Source organism: Microbulbifer zhoushanensis (genome assembly GCF_021729055.1).
In the GTDB taxonomy this organism is placed as follows: Bacteria; Pseudomonadota; Gammaproteobacteria; order Pseudomonadales; family Cellvibrionaceae; genus Microbulbifer; species Microbulbifer zhoushanensis.
This window is the reverse complement of sequence record NZ_JAJSAO010000004.1, coordinates 22,866-40,230: the sequence shown is the minus strand read 5'-3', so window position 1 is coordinate 40,230 and position 17,365 is coordinate 22,866. Positions and strand designations below refer to the sequence as shown.

Genomic DNA, 17,365 nt, shown 5'->3' with positions numbered 1-17,365 from the left:
TCGCGTCAGGCAACATATGGACTACCACCTGATTCCAATGGTGCCAAATTCCTATTGAAACCAGAATACTGCCGATTGCCCGAAAGCGGTCATTGGGATTACGGCGGCAAAGAGAATCAGGGATACGAAATAGGCCGCCGAGCCCCACAGGTAAACCGGATGCACCTTGCGGTACTGCACCAGTTCATAACAGATTGGCGTCAACAGGAGTACCAGCAGGCACAGGAAAGTAAACGCGCCCTCATGGATTGGCTGGCCATCGAAAGCGGCGATACGGCTGGTGGCCGCGGTCATCATGGCGATGGTGGCGAGCAGGACAAATCGCTTGTGCAGTTGCAACTGTTTGCGAAAGGCCATGCCCAGGACAATGAAGGCCGCAAAACTCAGGACCAGGTGAAAATTGGCCCAGACGCCTGAAGCCTGGAGGATCAGTGGGCCGACCTCGTCCGTGGGAGTGAACTCATTGGCAAAATGCGCCGTCATGATACTGCCATTGATGACAATGGCGATGGCCAGGAACAGGCCGATAAAACCCATGGTGCGGTGTGCCCGAAAGCTGAGGCTTTTTGCCGCAATGGCCTGTGCGCAGAACAGCAGGTACCAGGCGGAGAAGGTGAAGCCGTGGATGATACGTGTGGTATCCAGCTTCGGGTTGGGTTCCGTGAGTGGGGTAAAGAAGAATGTGGGACCGAAGCCAACGAGATTGATCAATAGCAGGGCGAATGCCATGCCCAGAAAGAGTGTGAAACCCTCGTTATTGTAATTGTTGGTTTCCATTGTATTTTCTTCCCATTTCTTGGTTGTTTCTATTCTCTGTTGTTATTTTTCCCATGGGCCGGGGCTGACCCTCCAGGAGGGCCAGTAAATATGCATGGATATATCCCAGGATACTATGAAATATAAATAATGCTCAAAGCAAACTCGGCTCCCGGGCACCGGGTGCTTTACCCAACCCGGCCCCGGTGAGACTTACGAAAACGCCTGCTAGACGTTCAGCAACAGGTGCTCCCGTTCCCACGGCGAGATCTCCCGGTGGAACTGGCGCAGCTCCTCCATTTTGACTTCCGCATACAGCTGGCAGAAGTTCCTGCCCAGTGTCTCGTGAATATCCTCCGCATCTTCGAAGATGCGCAGTGCCTCATCGAAGGTGGTGGGGATATACGACTGGGCCTGCTGCTCGTCGTCCAGTTCACCCTCGGCCGGTGCGCTCGGTTCGACCCGGTTCACCATGCCCAGGTAACCGCAGGCCAGGCTCGCGGCAATGGCAAGGTATGGATTGGTATCCACCCCGATCACGCGGTTCTCCAGCCGACGGTCCTGCGCGCCGGAATGGGGTACCCGCAGTCCTGTGGCACGATTGTCATAACCCCAGGCGGTATTGGTGGGCGCGCTGGAATTGGCTTCCGACTCGAATCGCCGGTAGGAATTCACATTCGGGGCAATAAACGGCATTACCTCGATCAGGTGCTTCTGGGTGCCGCCAACGAAATAGCGGAACAGGTCCGTCGCATTGCCCTCCTCGTCGGAGAAGATATTCTGCCCGCTGGCGATGTCCACCACGCTCTGGTGCACATGCATGGCACTGCCGGGTTGGTCGCGCATGGGCTTGGCCATAAAGGTGGCGAACATGCCGTTTTTCAGCGCCGCCTCCTTGATGATGCGCTTGAAGTAGAATACCTGGTCCGCGAGCAGCAGCGGGTCGCCATGGGTGAGGTTGAACTCCACCTGGCCGGCGCCGTCCTCCTGGATCACCGAGTCGATATGCAGGCCGGCGGCCTCGGCAAAGTCATAGATGTTATCGATCACCGGGCCGTACTCATCCACGGCACTCATCGAATAGGACTGCAGTGCTGTTCCGGAGCGGCCGCTGCGCCCCACGGGGGGCTGGATCGGCTCGTTGGGATCGACATTCGGCTTGGTCAGGTAAAACTCCAGCTCCGGCGCGATGACCGGTTTCCAGCCGTGTTGTTCATACAAACCGATGATGTGCTTGAGTACATTGCGCGGTGCACAGAAGATCGGCTTGCCGTCGAAGTCCTGCAGGTCGTGGATGATCTGCAGCGTGGGCTGCTTCGCCCAGGGGGCCGCCATTGCGGTGGACATGTCGGGCACCAGCACCATATCGCTCTCGGCCCACTGGTTAGCGATATCCATCTCCACATCCTGGCCGGTAATGGTCTGGTAAAAAATGGAGATCGGCAGGAAGATCGGCTTGTCCGGTGAGAAGTTCTTCTGGGGCATCGCCTTGCCCCGGGACATACCGTTCAGGTCGGGGATGATGCATTCCACCTCATCCAGCCTGCGGCCATTGCGATAGGCCTGGAAGGCTGCGGGTAATTCGTCCAGCCAGGAAGGGCTATCAGACTGACTCATGGTGACTCCGGCGCGGAATGAATTGTGCGCACAGTGTAACCGAATTGCTGTTCACGGGCGCGGTCAGGAGGCACGCTGGAAATACGCGCTGGAGTGTCAAGGTGGGGAGGCTGGATGGTAGGCTGAATGGGAAGGCCTGCCGGGGAGGCGCCACAGGGATTGTTGTGCTACCTCTCAATAGGTTAATTCCCTGAATCGGGGTGTGGTTATGGCGGATAAGGCGCTATGGTCAAATAAACGCCAGGAACTGATAGTTACCCACTGGCCTGTTCCAATTTCCCTGTGTTCATCGGTGTAATCGAGCACCCCGGTAACCAGGAGGAGAGCGGCCAGTCGATATCCCGGGGTATCTATTTCGGGCCATTATATTCTCGCACCCAAATACCGTTCGCGATCGGCTGGTCATCACTATGGAACTAATCACCTCGAACCCAATGGCGCTGCTGGTGATGGTGGGAATTGTCTCGATTGCGTGCCAGTACCTTGCGTTTATGCTCAAGTTGCCCGCGATCCTGCCCCTGCTGCTGGCCGGTATCGCACTTGGGCCGCTCACCGGTGTCCTCGATCCCGATGCCCTCTTTGGCGACCTGTTATTTCCGCTCGTTGCACTGGCAGTGGCGATTATCCTGTTTGAAGGCGCCCTGACCCTCAAGTTTTCCGACCTCGCCGGGCACGGTGTCATGGTGCGCAACCTGTGTACGCTGGGTGCCCTGGTGACCTGGTTGATCGCCACACCCGCCGCCTACTATGTGCTCGGCATGCCCATGCAGCTGGCCGCACTGTTTGGCGCCATTGTCACGGTTACCGGGCCCACCGTCATCGTACCCATGTTGCGTACCGTGCGGCCCAATGCCCGGATCTCCAATATCCTGCGCTGGGAAGGTATTGTTATTGATCCCATCGGCGCACTGCTGGCAGTACTGGTGTATGAGTACGTTGTCGCCGCGCAGGGTGCGATCGAGCATACCCTGGTCACCTTCCTGAAAGTGGTGGCGATCGGCTTCGGGCTTGGCTCTTTGATGGGATACCTGCTTGGCACCGTGCTCAAGAAGAACTGGATTCCACACTACCTGCGCAATACCGCTGTACTCACCCTGATGCTCGGTGCCTACGCCGTTTCCGACCTGATGACCCACGAATCCGGCCTGCTTACGGTTACCGTGATGGGTATCTGGATGGCCAACATGAAGGGACTGGATGTTGATGACATCCTCGAGTTCAAGGAAACCCTCAGCGTCCTGCTGATCTCGGCGCTGTTTATCCTCCTGGCCGCGCGGGTGGAATTGAGCGCAGTGGTGCAGTTGGGCTGGGGCGCGGTGCTGGTATTGGTGGCGATCATGTTTATCGCCCGGCCGCTATCGGTGTTCCTGTCCTCCCCCGGCTCAGGCCTGAACTGGTGCGAACTTGCGATGCTTAGCTGGATCGCGCCCCGGGGCATTGTTGCCGCCGCGGTTTCCGCCCTGTTTGCCCTGAAACTGGATACGCTGGGGCTGCCAAAATCCGAGCTGCTGGTACCCATGGTGTTCCTGGTGATTATCGTCACGGTCGTGCTGCAGAGCCTGACTTCCAAGCCTATTGCGAAATTACTCGATGTTCGCGCCCCCTATCCGAATGGTTACCTGCTGTTCGGCGGCGGCAAGTTCGCGCGGTTACTGGCCAAAGACCTGCTGGAAAAGGAAATTCCGGTCATTATCGCGGATACCAACTGGGACGCCATACGCGAGGCACGTATGGAAAATATCCCCACCTACTACGGTAACCCGATCTCGGAGCACGCCAGCACCACCATGGATCTTTCCCCCGTGGGCAAGGTCCTGGTGCTGTCCCCCTACAAGCAGCTCAACCCACTGGTGACCTATCATTTTGAGCATGTCCTGGGCAAAGGCTCGGTACTCGGCCTGGGCCAGGGGACCGAGGAGGGGCGGGCCAGCCACCGGGTATCGGAGGAATACGCAAAAAAACTGGAACTGTTTGCGGAGAACGCAACCTACAGCCGCCTTGCCAGCCTGGTGGCGAAGGGTGCAACCATCAGGACCACCAGGCTGACGGAGTCCTTTACCCTTGACGACTACGGGGAAACCTACGGCAACCGCGCCACGCGACTCTATGTGGTAGACCCGCAGGGGCGTGTGCATATCAATACGGTCTCCCATGAATTTGCCCTCAAGGCTGACTGGCAGGTTGTCAGCCTGATCGCCCCGGAGGAGTCGGAGGATAAGCCAGGGGAGAAGTCACCAGGCGCGGCTGGTATTCCAGGGGGCGATGCTCCGGTGGGGTAGGGTTGCAGTAAAGCTGACTCGTGATGATGCCCGCTCAAGACCTTTTAAAGCTGGAACCGAGGCTCAGGGCGGTCACCGTGGACAGTATCAGTACCATGCCGAAAACCTGCGGGCCGGCCAGGCTCTCGTCCAGGACCGCGACACCGAACAGCGCCGCGGTGACCGGTTCGACCATAGCCACAATCGAGGCCACGGTGGGCGCCACGTGACGCAGGCCAATCACATACAGGGCAAACGACAGGCCGGCACCAAAGACGCCGAGGGTGACGAACAGCTGTAAATCCGCTGTATCCAGGACGGTAGTGGCCCGACCGATACCGGCAGGCCAGATCAGCAGCACGGCAACCACCGCGAATGCCACGGACAGGACAGCCTGTGGGCTGCCGTGCGGCGCGGCATACTTGAAGCCGAAGATGAATACCGCATAGGAAACCCCCGCCAACAGGCCGGCCCCCGCACCCAGCAGGCTGATGCCGCTCGCGCTGGCCTTGTAGACCTGTGTCAGCAGGATGATACCGACCATCGCCAGGACAATCGCCGCCAGCTTGAGTGGGGTCGGCCGTTCGAGCCTGCAGGCGAATGAGACGAGGTAGACGAATACCGGGGCGCTGTACATCAGGGTGGCAGCCACCGCGACACTGCCCTGCGCAATGCTGACAAAATAAAACGCAAAGTTACCCGCCACACCCAGGCCGGCGAGCACCGACCAGGACCACAGGCGCGCGTTGCCCAGGCCACTGCCGCGGGGCCGCATCAGCAGCCAGGCGAACACAAACAGGAAGCCGATCGCGCCCCGGCTGAAGGAAACGACAGAAGGTTCCCAGCCGCCGTCGATAAGGACGCCGGCAACGCCGCCGGATAGGCCCCAGCACAGGGCTGCCAGGGCCACCAGCACTGCACCCGTGCCGGCGGGGTGGCTTTTTGTTGGCAGCAAGCTGATGTGCGGCTCCCTCCTCGGTTGCCTGGCACCCTGGGCCAGGAGTGTGACACTGACAGCGAGCCCCCGTAAATGAGCCGGGCAGGGCGGGCCAGTTGTGGAGGCCTACTGTATTGCGGCCTGCTCCCTATACCGGGCAATAGCCTCCTCTACTGACGGTGCATCGGCAACAGAGTTACAGGAACCCTGCCGGTAGCCACCGGCCGCCACGGGGCTCACCTCGGTGCCGCCGTCGCTGAACACGCGTACCAAGAAGCCGCCGCCGGAGTTCCTGGCACTGCATCCCTTATCCCCAGCCAGCTTTTCGACAGTACGCTCACCTCCGGTGAAAATCACCTCGGTATGGCACAGCGACGTGCTCTGCTGCTGTGACGGAATCAGCAGGGTTACAGGGTTTGTCGCCGCCCAGGCAATATCCGCGTCACAGTAGAAGCTGAGATCGGATTCACGCAGTCGCAAATCGCCTTTCTCCGCAGCCCACTCTGTGGACTCCTGTGCCACCCGGAATAGTCTCTCCACATCCACCTCGAAGTAGCCATGTGGATGCGTAATAGTGCCATCGCCCCGGGCGATTTCCTGTTCAGAGAACTCCCGGGCCAGGATGGCTTCATGGTGTTGGGCCAACGCGCCGATTTCATCGGGGCTGACATCAATGTCACAGTCGCCGACCCGGCCGGCATCGAAGTCGAAACCAGGGCGGCGGACCTCCGTGGCACCATCCTGGAAGAAATCCACAATGACCGGGCGATAGGTGGTGTCGAACCGGCAGCGACCATTCCTGAGCGCGGAGACCTGTTGGGTAACGCTTGAGCGGACCATCAGGCGAACCGATGCTTTGCATGGCACTGCAACATAGGGGTGTTCGAGGCACTGGCTGGCGGCCTCATTCTGGCGGAGGCGCTTCCTTCCCGGCATGCAGGAAAAACTGATGGCGTCCCGGGCCACTACCAGCCCGGACTCGGCTATGTCTGGATGTTCGGCGTAGACGGCCTCTTCCGCCTGCCGCAGTAGAGCAGGCGTGTCGACAAAAAAGACCGGATTGGCATTACAGAGGGGAGCCATAAGGATACCGAGGACGGGCAGCCAGCGGATATGCGCAGGATTCATCGGGAACCAGCCTGTTGGTTGCGAGGGGGACATGAGTAGCAATAGTTGCGTGCGAGCCCATTGTCCACCAGCGGCAAGGTGTCAGGCCGGATCAGTGGTCGGGGACCGGGGGATGGTGAGTGCCTTATGGAGAAGGAACGGTCAGGCAAGGCCTGCCAGGGCAGGGCGGCGTGGAGGGGGAACTTAACGGCTGCCGACACCCATAACGACGTCCATACTGCCTTCGCCCGCGTCCATAGAGAACGGCACGCTTACCCTGATCCCAGACAGGCCGGCTTCCCTGAAGGTATGGGCGATCTCATCCCTGGAAAACCCGCTGCCGGCGTCCCCGGCTTCCTTCAGCCAGTCCCACTGGACCAGCTGGCCGTTCTCGTTTAGCAGCTGCGTCAACAGCCGCAGCGTCTCCAGGTAATCGGGAACAAAGGCCAGGGCAGAAGATGCGACAATAAGGTCGAATCCTGCCTGGAGGTGCTTATTCTGCTTGATCAGTTCTTCAGTTAACTCGGACTGGATGGTAATGACATTATCCAGCTGCTTGGCGTTCAGTACGGAGATCATCTTCTCCGACGGATCGAGTGCAACGATACTGCCTGCCTGTGCAGACAGCCGTTCTGTCAGTAACCCGGTTCCACAGCCGAAATCCAGGATGCGGGCACCCTTGAAGTCGATGGTGTCCGCAAGCGATTGAAATGCACGCTCTGAATAGGTGACAACGTCACTGTTGCTGTCCCATCCCTCGGCATAGTCATCCCAGCTGTTTGCGCTCATTTCCGGCAGTTTCCCCAGTGTCTGTGCTCGCCCTGAACAGTCGCTCAACAGGAGGGCCAAGCATCATTTGTGTTAGCGGGGAATATATGGGGAGTGCGCCGAATATGCAATTGTATGCCTGGTACCACGTTTAACCTCTTTGCTGGAGCTCACGCGAGCGAGAGCGAAGGGAGTACAGGGGGCACGGGACTTCCGTCAGGTTATGGATGTCAACAGGCCCTTGCATCCTGTTGGGGTGTCGGGAGCGTCAGTCACTGCAGGTGCCGAATTCGTCGCCAGGGCTATTCCCAGGCTTGCGGGGACATGGCCCCTGAAAGAGGCAGGACAGCCGTTGCCACCTGGGCTGACCCGGGTAATCGGGAACTGGTTAACTTACCTGAAGTATGAGTCGCTAGCCCCATTAGTAATATGGTCCTGACTTTCCCGGTTCCTTCCCCAGGATCACAAGCGTTGCTTTAGGGGGATTTTTCACCTTGCCGAAACTGTATTTCCACCATAAGAGGAGGGCGGGGATGCTTGTGGCTACCAGTGGATTTCAGTGCGCAAAGCTCTCGCAGCCGGAGACCTTATAGCCGAGGGCAACCAGGTTGCCTGACTCGGAGAACTGGGTGATGAGCAGGGGCGATTGCGCATTGTAAGTGCCGGTCTTTGACTGCTCCTTAAAGCAGATCTCCACATCCTTGATCCCATCTCGGTTTATGTCCTTAACCCTCACAATGGAAACCTGGTAGCGCCAGGAGTCAGTCTCAATGGTAAAGGCGTCGTCCTTGATCTCTGTAGGTTTCAATCCCAGGTCGGAAAACAGGCGGTCATCCTCTGATCTCCTGGGGCCGAAGGAGTTGCGGAAGGTGGATAAATCCAGTTTTTCATAGATATAGCGGCCCAGGTTGTCACTCGGAAGGTAATCCTCGCGGGAGAAGGCCGGGCTTGCGAGAAGTAAAACGGCAAGGGTCAGTAATAGTTTTTTCATGGCTTCCTCTTCCAGTTCCCATTTTCTTGTTTAAACAACGGCATGAAGGCGTCGGCAAACCGTTCCCAGTCCTCGAACTGTGGCATATGGCCCAGGCCTTCCAGCTCTATCAGCTGGCCATCCTGTAAGGTGCTGGCCACCTTTTTACCCAGCTTCTGGTATTGCCCCAGTGCATAGGTAACCCCGGGCTTTTTAAAGGCCCTGCCCGGGCCGGTACGGTCCCTGGTGCCGATAAGCAGTGCCACCGGCATTTCCAGTTGTGGCAGGTCATACACAATAGGTTCACTGAATACGGGGTTATAAGTGAGGGCGTTATTCAGCGCAACCAGCGGGTAGTCTTCATGCTTTAGCTGGCCAATATGGGTGGCAATCAGCGCTTCATAAGTGTCATTCCACTTTCCGTCATAGTAGTTCTTCTTCTGGTATTGACGGATGGATTCCGGGGTCTTGTTCATTTCAGCGGCCAGGAAAACATTGGTGTCCTGGTACTCCACATACTTGAGGTAGTCTTCCAGGCCGATGGGGTTGATCAGTATCAGCTTTTGAGTGGCAGGCGAATAATATTTGCTGAACTTGGTCGCCAGCATACCGCCCATTGAGTGACCGACCACAATAGCCTTGTCAATATTCAGGCTCTGCAGAAGGGCGCGCGTATTGTTTGCAAGGCCGGCAAGGGAGTACTGGTAGTATTCCGGGCGGCTGGATTTGCCAAAGCCGACCTGGTCCGGGATAACGATACGATACCCTTGCCCTACCAATGCCCTGGCGACACGTTCCCAGTAATACCCGGAAAAGTTCTTTCCATGGAGCAGCAGTACCACGCCCTGGGGTTCCCCGGCTGGCATGACGTCCATGTAAGCCATCTTCAATGTCTGGCCCTGCGACTTGACCGTGAAGTAATCAACCGGAAACGGATACTCAAACCCATCCAGGGTGGCATTGTAGGGGGGGATGGTCTCGGACTTGGATTCAGGGGCGCCGAAAGCCGCTGGCGTCACCAGCAAGGCGAGCATCATGGCCAAAGTTATTCGAAGTGTCATATTGCATCCGGAAGTTAAGCAAGCAAGACTGAGCGGGTAACCAATAAATGTTATCAAGCCAGAAAATCCTGACATATCTACCCGGCACAAGCCAATGACCAGATACTGGTCTGCCCGAGCCACTGGCAGTCCTGGTGTTGCATCGTCTCCTGTAACGAGGTTGGGCGTCGCCCCCCAGTTGCTTCACTACCCAACGGGGCGGCGCTTTATGATACATTGCTTGCCCCGCCTCCACCTCCACCTCCACATAGCGAGCACCTCCATGAAACCCTGGATCGAACTCGGCACCGCCCAGATCCCCAACAACGGCGGCACACTCAAGCTGCGCCAGCGCGATCAGGAGTTCTCCATCTCCCTGTCCGGCCCCCGTGGCGAATTAATGAACAGTCGTCGCTTCAACAGTGAGCGGGAGCTGTCGCTGCTGGGCTGTGCCCACCTGAAGACCAGCGAGAATGCCCGGGTGGTGGTGGGCGGCATGGGCATGGGCTACACCCTGGCCGCCGCCCTGGAGGTACTGCCGCCCAGCGCCGAGGTGATCGTCGCCGACCTGATCCCCGAGGTGGTGGAGTGGAACCGCGGCCCCCTGGGCGACTGTGCCGGCCGGCCCCTGGATGACAGCCGCACCAGGGTGCATATCGGCGATGTGCGAGAGCTGCTGGAGAGGGATGACAGTGAATACGATGCGGTGTTGCTGGATGTGGACAACGGCCCCGAGGGGCTGACCCAGAGCGACAACAACTGGCTGTACTCCCTTGAGGGCACCAGCTGTATCTACGAGAGCCTGACTGCGGGCGGCATGCTGGCAGTATGGTCGGCGGGGCCTGACAGCATGTATGTCAACCGGTTGAAGAAGGCCGGCTTCAGGGTCGAGGTCAAGACCGTGCGCGAGCGTCCGGGAAAGGGAGCGCGGCATACGATTTTTCTGGGGAAGAAAGCATCCGTGTAAGGTGAAGGATGGCAGGGAAGGAAGTAAAAAGGCGTTCGTAAGGAGATTAGCATGACAGATGCTGTTAGAAATTTGAAAAGACAAGTGCTGTTCAGTGACTGGTCAAGAATTGAAAGGTACACGCTTGAATTCCGGAATCCGGAGGGGCGGTGGGAAACTCAGCAGAGGGAGGTGTACGACCGCGGAGATGGCGCTGTGGTGTTGCTGTACAACCCGAAGAGGCAGTCAGTGGTGCTTACCAGGCAATTCAGGCTTCCTACTTTTGTCAACGGCAATCGCTCCGGCTTGATGGTCGAGGCCTGTGCGGGCGTGCTGGAGGGAGAAGACCCCGAAGCATGTGCTATTCGTGAGGCTTGGGAAGAAACCGGTTACAGGGTTTCTGCGGTAGAGAAAGTGTTTGAAGTCTATATGTCGCCGGGATCGGTAACCGAGAAGCTTTACTTCTATATCGCCCGGTACTCAGAAGGGGATCAAGTTGCCCCGGGAGGGGGGCTGGATGCTGAGCAGGAGTATATCGAGGTTATGGAGTTACCATTTGACCAGGCGTTCAGCATGATCGGCAGTGGTGATATTCGTGATGCCAAAACGATCATGTTGCTCCAGCACCTGAAAATTTCGCGGTTATTGGAAGCATGAAGATGTCCAGACACGGTTCTTTTGGGCGAAAATAGCCAAGTCTTCAGGGTTATATTGATAAAACAATGCTTATGTCGCTTACTCAGATGTTGAGAGCAAGTGAGTACGCCAAGTTGGTAAATGGGGCTCAATAAGTCAAATAACTATAACAAGGCATTCATGGTAATGAGGGGAATCCCGACATTTCTAACATTGCGGCTGCTGAGCACGCGAGCACTAAGCGCGGTGGTGCCCCAGGCCGAGTCGCAAAGTGACTCACACTGGCCACCAGCTGACTCTGCTTGTTGTTGCCGAGGCTTTAATTAGCCCTGACCGTCGTGATTCGGCAGTTAAACCGGTTGCGAACGCAGCGGCCGCCAGATGAGCCGAAGCTGTGGCTCATTATTGAAGTGGAGGATATTCAACCGCCATTTTTCCAGGCTGATATCAAGGCCAATGCCCTGGGCATGGTTCTATTGAGTTGATTCGGCACCCGGCCGAGAATGCCTCAGGCCTTAAATCATCAACTGGAAATTGCTTCATAGCCTGCCCTCAATTTCAGTTTGGCCGCAGCGCTGTAATCCACGGCTTCGGTGGTGGCTACCAGCAGGTGGTATAGAGTGCTGGCCGGGGCCAGATTGTTGGCGATCTGGTTTTCTGCATCGAGCTGGTCGATATAGAGGCCGGGAATCCTGTCGTCGAAGTAATACCTGAAGAGCAGCTGAATGCCCAGAGCGGCATGGTTTTCCGCTTTCTGGTCCCCCGCACTTGCCTGGCAGAGGCTCGCTTTGATCATTTCCGTCAGTGGCCAGCAGCGCTTGCTGGCTTTCAGAATCCTGCCGCGGACGGAGACGGCGTCGTATAGCAGTCCGGTTTCCGGTTCCGTTCCCAACTGCAGTGCGCGCTGATACAGGGTTTCGGTATAGCGCCTCACAGGTGCACCACTGCGCTGGCTGTATTGATGTAACAGCCAGACCCACTCGAGCATATGTCCGGGCTCCACTTCCTGGCCTTCGTCATCGCTGAGGGGGCGCCAGTCGTGATGGAAATACTCCAGTAAGACGCAATTCTGGCTGTCGTAAAAACAATTTTCAAACAGGGCAAAAATTTCGCCTGCCCGGGCCAGCCAGCGGCCATCACCGGTGGCATCATAGAGGGCGATAAATGCCTCCAGAAGGTGCATGTGCGGGTTCTGCCTGCGAGTTTTTGTGTGGTAGTTCCCTTCCAGCCAGCCGCCGCGAGGGCCTTTGATGTAAACGTCCAGGTACTGAATCAATGCTTCCGCCTTGCGCAATGCAGAGCTGTCATTGAACGCTCGAAATCGCCAGGCACAGGCTAGGAGAAAGAAGGCCAGGTCATACACATCCTGGCGCGTGTCGTGAATGCCATTCTCACTGTTTAGTACGTGTACATACACCTGCGGCGCGCTGGGGTGCTGTGCGTAGCGGGTAACGAAACGATCCAAGTCCGCCACAATACCGTCGGCACCTTCCACCCAGCCACGCCGGCTTGCGCACGCCAGCACGAACATCTGCCTCGCTTGGACTCGGACCCGCTTGGGGCAGTCGCTGTCGGGGCGCCCTTCGGGGGAGAGGCGCTCATGGGCGCTGCCACTTGCGCGGTCAAAGCCCTGGGCCATCCAAAGGGGGAGGGCGGCGCTGATCATCCAGTTCTCCAGCTTTTGTGTCCAATGATTGATATTCAGAGACATTGAATTGACCTTTTCTGGCAAAACATTTCAGAGTGGAACCGGTTACAATCACATGAGATAGACCGGCTTCACTACCTTAGAGCTGTATTATGCGATGTAATGTAACCGGTTACAATAATAGTTCCGCTCAGCCCGATGTAGCTGAGTTTGTGGCGGGGAGGGCATCCAGCGCCAACGAGCGGTCGGGATCAAAACCCGCTTGCGCTGGAGGTGTCGGGCTAGCGGGAGCGAGGCGGTGTACTCTTGCGCACTACGAAGTCGTAGGACAGTACGGTTTCCGTCTGCTGGAGTTCCTGGCCCTCGATCAATTCCAGCAGGGTGTTGAAGCTGGCTCGTCCCAGTTCTTCTGCGGGCTGGGCGACCGTTGTGAGGGGTGGATCACTGTAGCGGGCAAATTCGATGTCGTCGAAGCCGGTGATGGACATTTCTTCTGGCACACGAATTCCTGCTGTTTTCAGTCCCTGAATACAACCGATAGCCATTTCATCGTTCATGGAGAAAATGGCGGAGGGGCGGTTCTTCATGCGTGCGAAGTGGTTCGCAGCCATCAGGCCGGAGCCCATAGTGAAGTCGCCGTTTACCAGCAGGTCCTCTTCAAATGGGATGCCTGCGCGCTCCAGACTCGCTCGGTATCCCCGCAGTCGGTCTCGGGAGTGGGGGTTTTCCGCCAGTCCCGCCAGCACACCAATGCGCCGGTGCCCCTGGGCGATCAGGTAATTGACCACCTCCTCGGCAGCGCCGGCATTGTCGATACGCACGGAAGGGTAGGGAGTGTCTTCGCAGCCGGCGGCAGAAACGATGGGAATGTCAGCCTTGGGTTGCAGGGATTTGCCAGGAATATGCGGGCGCAGCTGCAGGATGCCATCGGCCTGGCGGGTTTCTACCAGCCGCGTGTACTCCTCTTCGCGGGTGCTGGAGTCGCGGGTGTCGCCGAGTAGAACGCTGTAGCCTTTTTGCTGGGCGGCATCTTCAATACCGCGAATTACCGTGGCGAAGAACAGGTTAGAGAGGTTCGGTACCAGAACGACGATTGAGTAGGCGCGTACTGCTCGGAAGTTGCGCGCCATCATGTTGGGGCGGTAACCCACCTTATCAACGGCGTCGCGGACCTTGCGCAGTGCTTCCTTGGAGACTTTTTCCGGTGTGCTGAGCGCCCGGGAGACGGTAGCGATGGAGACGCCCGCTACTCGCGACACTTCCCTAATACTCGACATATTCTCTGACCATCGGTAGCTGGATCGCCATACCGGTAGGTACGGCCCGCCTCAGGAACGCCACTTGTGGCTTGTGAGGCCTGAAAAGTTACCGGAAAACGCAAGAAAGCTCTAGCAAATTTGATTGTAACCGGTTACATTAATATTTCTGGCGGGCTGTTATGAGGGGATTACCCCTGGTCGCCCCCAATAAACTGAAGAGTGCGGACTAATACCGCGCCACGCGATAATAGAGAGAAGAGCTGCCTTATGAGCCTTGCACCTATAGACCTCACGGTAATCGGGCTGTATCTACTTGCGTCGCTGTTTATCGGGTTCTGGGTGTCCCGCAAGGCATCGAAGAATATCCAGAGCTACTTTCTAGGCGGCAACAAGTTGCCGTGGTACTACCTCGGGCTGTCCAACGCATCGGGTCAGTTCGATATTTCCGGCACCATGTGGATGGTGTACCTGCTGTTTATTTATGGCCTGAAAAGTATCTACATACCCTGGCTGTGGCCCGCCTTTAACCAAGTTTTTCTGATGATTTTTCTGTCTATCTGGCTACGCCGCTCGGGTGTAATGACCGGTGCTGCCTGGATTCGCTTCCGGTTTGGCGAAGGACGCGGTGCTGAGCTCTCCCACCTGGTGGTCGTCGGGTTTGCACTGCTAGTGGTACTCGGCTACCTGGCCTACGGCTTCGTCGGCATTGGCAAGTTCGCCGCTGCGTTTATGCCCTGGCAGCTCTCGGCCGATCCACATAACAACGAGATTTACTATGGCCTGATCCTCACGACAATCACGGCGGTGTACGTAGTGAAAGGCGGCATGTTCGGGGTTGTCCTTACCGAGGTGATGCAGTTTGTCATCATGACCGTTGCGTGTGTGGCGATCGGGCTGATTGCCATGTATCAGGTTTCTCCAGAAATGCTGCGCGCCGCGGTGCCTGAAGGTTGGTTCAGCATGAACTTCGGGCACACACTTGATCTCGACTGGAACGGTATTCTCGACAGCGCCAACCAGCGCATCGTCGATGACGGCTGGTCGCTGTTCTCGGTGTTCTTCATGCTGGTGTTGCTAAAAGGCATTCTACAGAGCATGGCCGGGCCGGCTCCCAACTACGACATGCAAAGGATTCTGTCCGCCCGTACCCCGGTAGAGGCGGCGAAGATGAGCTGGCTGGTAAATCTGGTGCTGTTGTTCCCGCGCTACATGATGATCACAGGCCTGACAATTCTCGCCCTGGTTTTCTTTGTCGGCGACCTGCAGGCGATGGGAGATAGTGTCGATTTCGAGCAGATTCTGCCATTCGCACTTGCCAATTACGTCCCAGCGGGTTTACTCGGGTTGGTGGTGGCCGGACTGTTGGCCACCTTTATGTCGACATTTGCCGCGACCACCAACTCGGCGCCAGCCTATGTGGTCAACGATATTTACAGACGCTATTTCAACAAGAATGCCGATGAGAAAACCTATGTGCGTATGAGTTACTTGGTGTCCGTCACATTTGTAGTCCTGGGTACCGGTATCGGCCTGTTCGCACCGTCACTCAACTCAATCATCCTCTGGATCGTAAGCGCACTGTACGGCGGATACACCGCGGCAAATATCCTCAAGTGGTACTGGTGGCGTATGAACGGTTTCGGCTACTTCTACGGCATGCTCGCCGGCCTGCTGGCCGCGATCCCCATGATGTTTACCGATATTTCGCCGCTTTACGCATTCCCCGGACTGTTTGCTTTGTGTCTGGCCGCGAGTACCGCCGGTTCTCTGCTAACCAAAGCAGACGACATCGAAACCCTGAAGACATTTTATTTCAGAACCCGGCCCTGGGGCTTCTGGAAACCGGTGCATCAGGCCCTGCTGGTGGAGCACCCGGACCTCAAGCGCAATACCGAGTGCAAGCGAGATCTCATCAACTGTGCGGTCGGTCTTGTCTGGCATACCGCACTTACTGCCGCCCCCATTTTCATGGTGATACAGCGCTGGACCGAGTTCTCCATCTCTATGGGCGTGATTGCACTGACCAGTTATCTGCTGTGGAGAAACTGGTACCGACTGATGCGTGATGATCCCGATGCGGAGCTCGGAGAGCAAATTAAGATGCCTGAACATATCTCAGGGCGGAGTCCGGTAGCTGCGGCAGGTTGATCCGCTTCCATGCGCTGGCTCGAAGAAATATGGCATACATATAAGTGCCACCTATTAATACAAACCATCACCGAAAATTAGAGTTAGCCGAGTGAAATATGTCTAGTCACCTTGAGAAAGTGCGTGCGCTGATCGAACAACAGGAAGCCCTGCTCACCAAAAAAAATTTACCATCGGAAGGTGGCAACGGGATTTATCAGCGTTGGCAGAACCCGATTATCACCCGACATCATGCCCCTATTGTCTGGCGATATGACCTGAATGAGGCTAGTAATCCTTTCCTGATGGAGCGCCTCGGTGTGAATGCGACCCTCAATTCCGGTGCCATAAAGCTGGATGACAAATTCCTGCTCGTCGTGCGTGTGGAAGGTGTGGATCGCAAATCCTTCTTTGCGGTGGCGGAAAGTGATAATGGCGTGGATAACTTCCGTTTTTGGGAAAAGCCGGTTGTGATGCCGGAAACCGAAGATCCGGATACCAATATATACGATATGCGCCTTACCCGGCATAAAGATGGCTGGATCTACGGACTCTTCTGTACGGAGCGCAAGGATCATTCCCTGCCCAACGATGCCAGCGCGGCGGTTGCCCAATGTGGTGTCGCCCGTACCCGCGATCTGAAAATCTGGCAGCGCCTGCCGGACCTGATTACCCACAGCGGTCAGCAGCGCAACGTGGTTTTGCATCCAGAATTCGTTGGTGGCAAGTATGCGCTTTACACCCGCCCACAGGATGGCTTCATCAGTGTCGGCAGCGGCGGTGGCATCGGCTGGGGTCTTACCGAGTCCATGGAAAATGCCGAGGTCCTGAACGAATCGCTGGTGGACACCAAGGTGTATCACACCATCAAGGAAGTGAAAAACGGTCAGGGCCCGGCGCCGATCAAAACCGACAAGGGGTGGCTGCACCTGGCTCACGGTGTGCGCAATACCGCCGCCGGTCTGCGCTATGTGCTGTACATGTTCATGACCGACCTCGACCGCCCGTGGGAAGTAACTCACCGTCCCGCCGGCCACCTGATTGCGCCAGAAGGTAGTGAGCGCCTTGGTGACGTTTCCAACGTGGTATTCAGCAACGGGTGGATCGAAGAGCAGGGCAAGGTATACCTCTACTACGCCTCCTCCGATACCCGGCTGCACGTGGCGACCAGTTCTGTCGAGCAACTGGTGGATTACTGTGTGAATACCCCGGAAGACGGATTACGCTCCGCGACTTCCGTGCAGACTCGTATCGATCTGATCGAACGCAATGCCGCGGTACTCAGGGATCTGTAAA

Annotated in this window: 14 protein-coding genes; 5 read left to right on the top strand and 9 right to left on the bottom strand. The window is 57.1% G+C overall.

The features are described from left to right. Positions 1 to 51: 51 nt before the first annotated feature. Together LVD10_RS08885 and LVD10_RS08880 are read right to left on the bottom strand one after the other, a co-directional pair. On the bottom strand, positions 52 to 777 hold the full coding sequence (locus LVD10_RS08885) for a hypothetical protein (protein WP_232941406.1): 726 nt from the start codon (positions 775 to 777) through the stop codon (positions 52 to 54). Between the two features lie 207 nt (positions 778 to 984). Continuing rightward, the gene (locus LVD10_RS08880) at positions 985 to 2,373 is read right to left on the bottom strand and encodes a glutamine synthetase family protein (protein ID WP_237063235.1); all 1,389 of its coding nucleotides are present in this window, start codon (positions 2,371 to 2,373) and stop codon (positions 985 to 987) included. A 410-nt stretch (positions 2,374 to 2,783) separates the two neighbouring features. Between LVD10_RS08880 and LVD10_RS08875 the strand changes: the two genes are divergently transcribed. Further along, positions 2,784 to 4,652: a cation:proton antiporter gene (locus tag LVD10_RS08875; RefSeq protein WP_237063233.1), complete on the top strand. Its 1,869-nt coding sequence runs from the start codon at positions 2,784 to 2,786 to the stop codon at positions 4,650 to 4,652. Between the two features lie 34 nt (positions 4,653 to 4,686). Here LVD10_RS08875 and LVD10_RS08870 read toward each other — a convergent pair whose 3' ends face one another. The 5 genes from LVD10_RS08870 to LVD10_RS08850 form a co-directional block, all read right to left on the bottom strand. After that, on the bottom strand, positions 4,687 to 5,586 hold the full coding sequence (locus LVD10_RS08870; protein ID WP_237063216.1) for a DMT family transporter: 900 nt from the start codon (positions 5,584 to 5,586) through the stop codon (positions 4,687 to 4,689). A gap of 108 nt (positions 5,587 to 5,694) precedes the next feature. Further along, positions 5,695 to 6,651, bottom strand: coding sequence for a hypothetical protein (locus LVD10_RS08865; RefSeq protein ID WP_232941410.1), 957 nt, complete (start codon positions 6,649 to 6,651; stop codon positions 5,695 to 5,697). Between the two features lie 228 nt (positions 6,652 to 6,879). Beyond that, entirely contained in the window at positions 6,880 to 7,464 is a 585-nt protein-coding gene (locus LVD10_RS08860; RefSeq protein WP_237063214.1) for a class I SAM-dependent DNA methyltransferase, read from the bottom strand. 535 nt (positions 7,465 to 7,999) lie between these two features. Beyond that, the gene (locus LVD10_RS08855) at positions 8,000 to 8,434 is read right to left on the bottom strand and encodes a hypothetical protein (RefSeq protein WP_232941412.1); all 435 of its coding nucleotides are present in this window, start codon (positions 8,432 to 8,434) and stop codon (positions 8,000 to 8,002) included. Then, the gene (locus LVD10_RS08850; protein WP_237063212.1) at positions 8,431 to 9,474 is read right to left on the bottom strand and encodes an alpha/beta fold hydrolase; all 1,044 of its coding nucleotides are present in this window, start codon (positions 9,472 to 9,474) and stop codon (positions 8,431 to 8,433) included. Before LVD10_RS08850 ends, LVD10_RS08855 begins: the two co-directional genes overlap by 4 nt. Before the next feature lie 262 nt (positions 9,475 to 9,736). Between LVD10_RS08850 and LVD10_RS08845 the strand changes: the two genes are divergently transcribed. Further along, positions 9,737 to 10,420, top strand: a complete 684-nt coding sequence (locus LVD10_RS08845) for a spermidine synthase family protein (RefSeq protein WP_237063210.1) — start codon at positions 9,737 to 9,739, stop codon at positions 10,418 to 10,420. A gap of 51 nt (positions 10,421 to 10,471) precedes the next feature. Beyond that, a complete protein-coding gene (locus LVD10_RS08840) occupies positions 10,472 to 11,056 on the top strand; it encodes an NUDIX domain-containing protein (protein WP_237063202.1) in 585 nt (194 codons plus the stop codon). Positions 11,057 to 11,558: 502 nt separating this feature from the next. Here the strand turns inward: LVD10_RS08840 and LVD10_RS08835 are convergent. After that, complete coding sequence (locus LVD10_RS08835) at positions 11,559 to 12,767, bottom strand: AGE family epimerase/isomerase (protein WP_237063200.1); 1,209 nt, start codon at positions 12,765 to 12,767, stop codon at positions 11,559 to 11,561. Positions 12,768 to 12,964: 197 nt separating this feature from the next. Continuing rightward, positions 12,965 to 13,960, bottom strand: coding sequence for a LacI family DNA-binding transcriptional regulator (locus LVD10_RS08830; RefSeq protein WP_237063192.1), 996 nt, complete (start codon positions 13,958 to 13,960; stop codon positions 12,965 to 12,967). 249 nt (positions 13,961 to 14,209) lie between these two features. On the opposite strand from LVD10_RS08830, the gene LVD10_RS08825 reads away from it, so the two are divergent. Together LVD10_RS08825 and LVD10_RS08820 are read left to right on the top strand one after the other, a co-directional pair. After that, positions 14,210 to 16,090, top strand: coding sequence for a sodium:solute symporter family protein (locus LVD10_RS08825; protein ID WP_237063190.1), 1,881 nt, complete (start codon positions 14,210 to 14,212; stop codon positions 16,088 to 16,090). Between the two features lie 98 nt (positions 16,091 to 16,188). Next, positions 16,189 to 17,364, top strand: coding sequence for a glycoside hydrolase family 130 protein (locus LVD10_RS08820; protein ID WP_237063188.1), 1,176 nt, complete (start codon positions 16,189 to 16,191; stop codon positions 17,362 to 17,364). Position 17,365: the final 1 nt, after the last annotated feature.

Coding starts and splice junctions, on each gene's coding strand:
- LVD10_RS08885 (WP_232941406.1), bottom strand. CDS start 777: ATGGAAACCAACAATTACAATAACGAGGGTTTCACACTCTTTCTGGGC.
- LVD10_RS08880 (WP_237063235.1), bottom strand. CDS start 2,373: ATGAGTCAGTCTGATAGCCCTTCCTGGCTGGACGAATTACCCGCAGCC.
- LVD10_RS08875 (WP_237063233.1), top strand. CDS start 2,784: ATGGAACTAATCACCTCGAACCCAATGGCGCTGCTGGTGATGGTGGGA.
- LVD10_RS08865 (WP_232941410.1), bottom strand. CDS start 6,651: ATGGCTCCCCTCTGTAATGCCAATCCGGTCTTTTTTGTCGACACGCCT.
- LVD10_RS08860 (WP_237063214.1), bottom strand. CDS start 7,464: ATGAGCGCAAACAGCTGGGATGACTATGCCGAGGGATGGGACAGCAAC.
- LVD10_RS08855 (WP_232941412.1), bottom strand. CDS start 8,434: ATGAAAAAACTATTACTGACCCTTGCCGTTTTACTTCTCGCAAGCCCG.
- LVD10_RS08850 (WP_237063212.1), bottom strand. CDS start 9,474: ATGACACTTCGAATAACTTTGGCCATGATGCTCGCCTTGCTGGTGACG.
- LVD10_RS08845 (WP_237063210.1), top strand. CDS start 9,737: ATGAAACCCTGGATCGAACTCGGCACCGCCCAGATCCCCAACAACGGC.
- LVD10_RS08840 (WP_237063202.1), top strand. CDS start 10,472: ATGACAGATGCTGTTAGAAATTTGAAAAGACAAGTGCTGTTCAGTGAC.
- LVD10_RS08830 (WP_237063192.1), bottom strand. CDS start 13,960: ATGTCGAGTATTAGGGAAGTGTCGCGAGTAGCGGGCGTCTCCATCGCT.
- LVD10_RS08825 (WP_237063190.1), top strand. CDS start 14,210: ATGAGCCTTGCACCTATAGACCTCACGGTAATCGGGCTGTATCTACTT.
- LVD10_RS08820 (WP_237063188.1), top strand. CDS start 16,189: ATGTCTAGTCACCTTGAGAAAGTGCGTGCGCTGATCGAACAACAGGAA.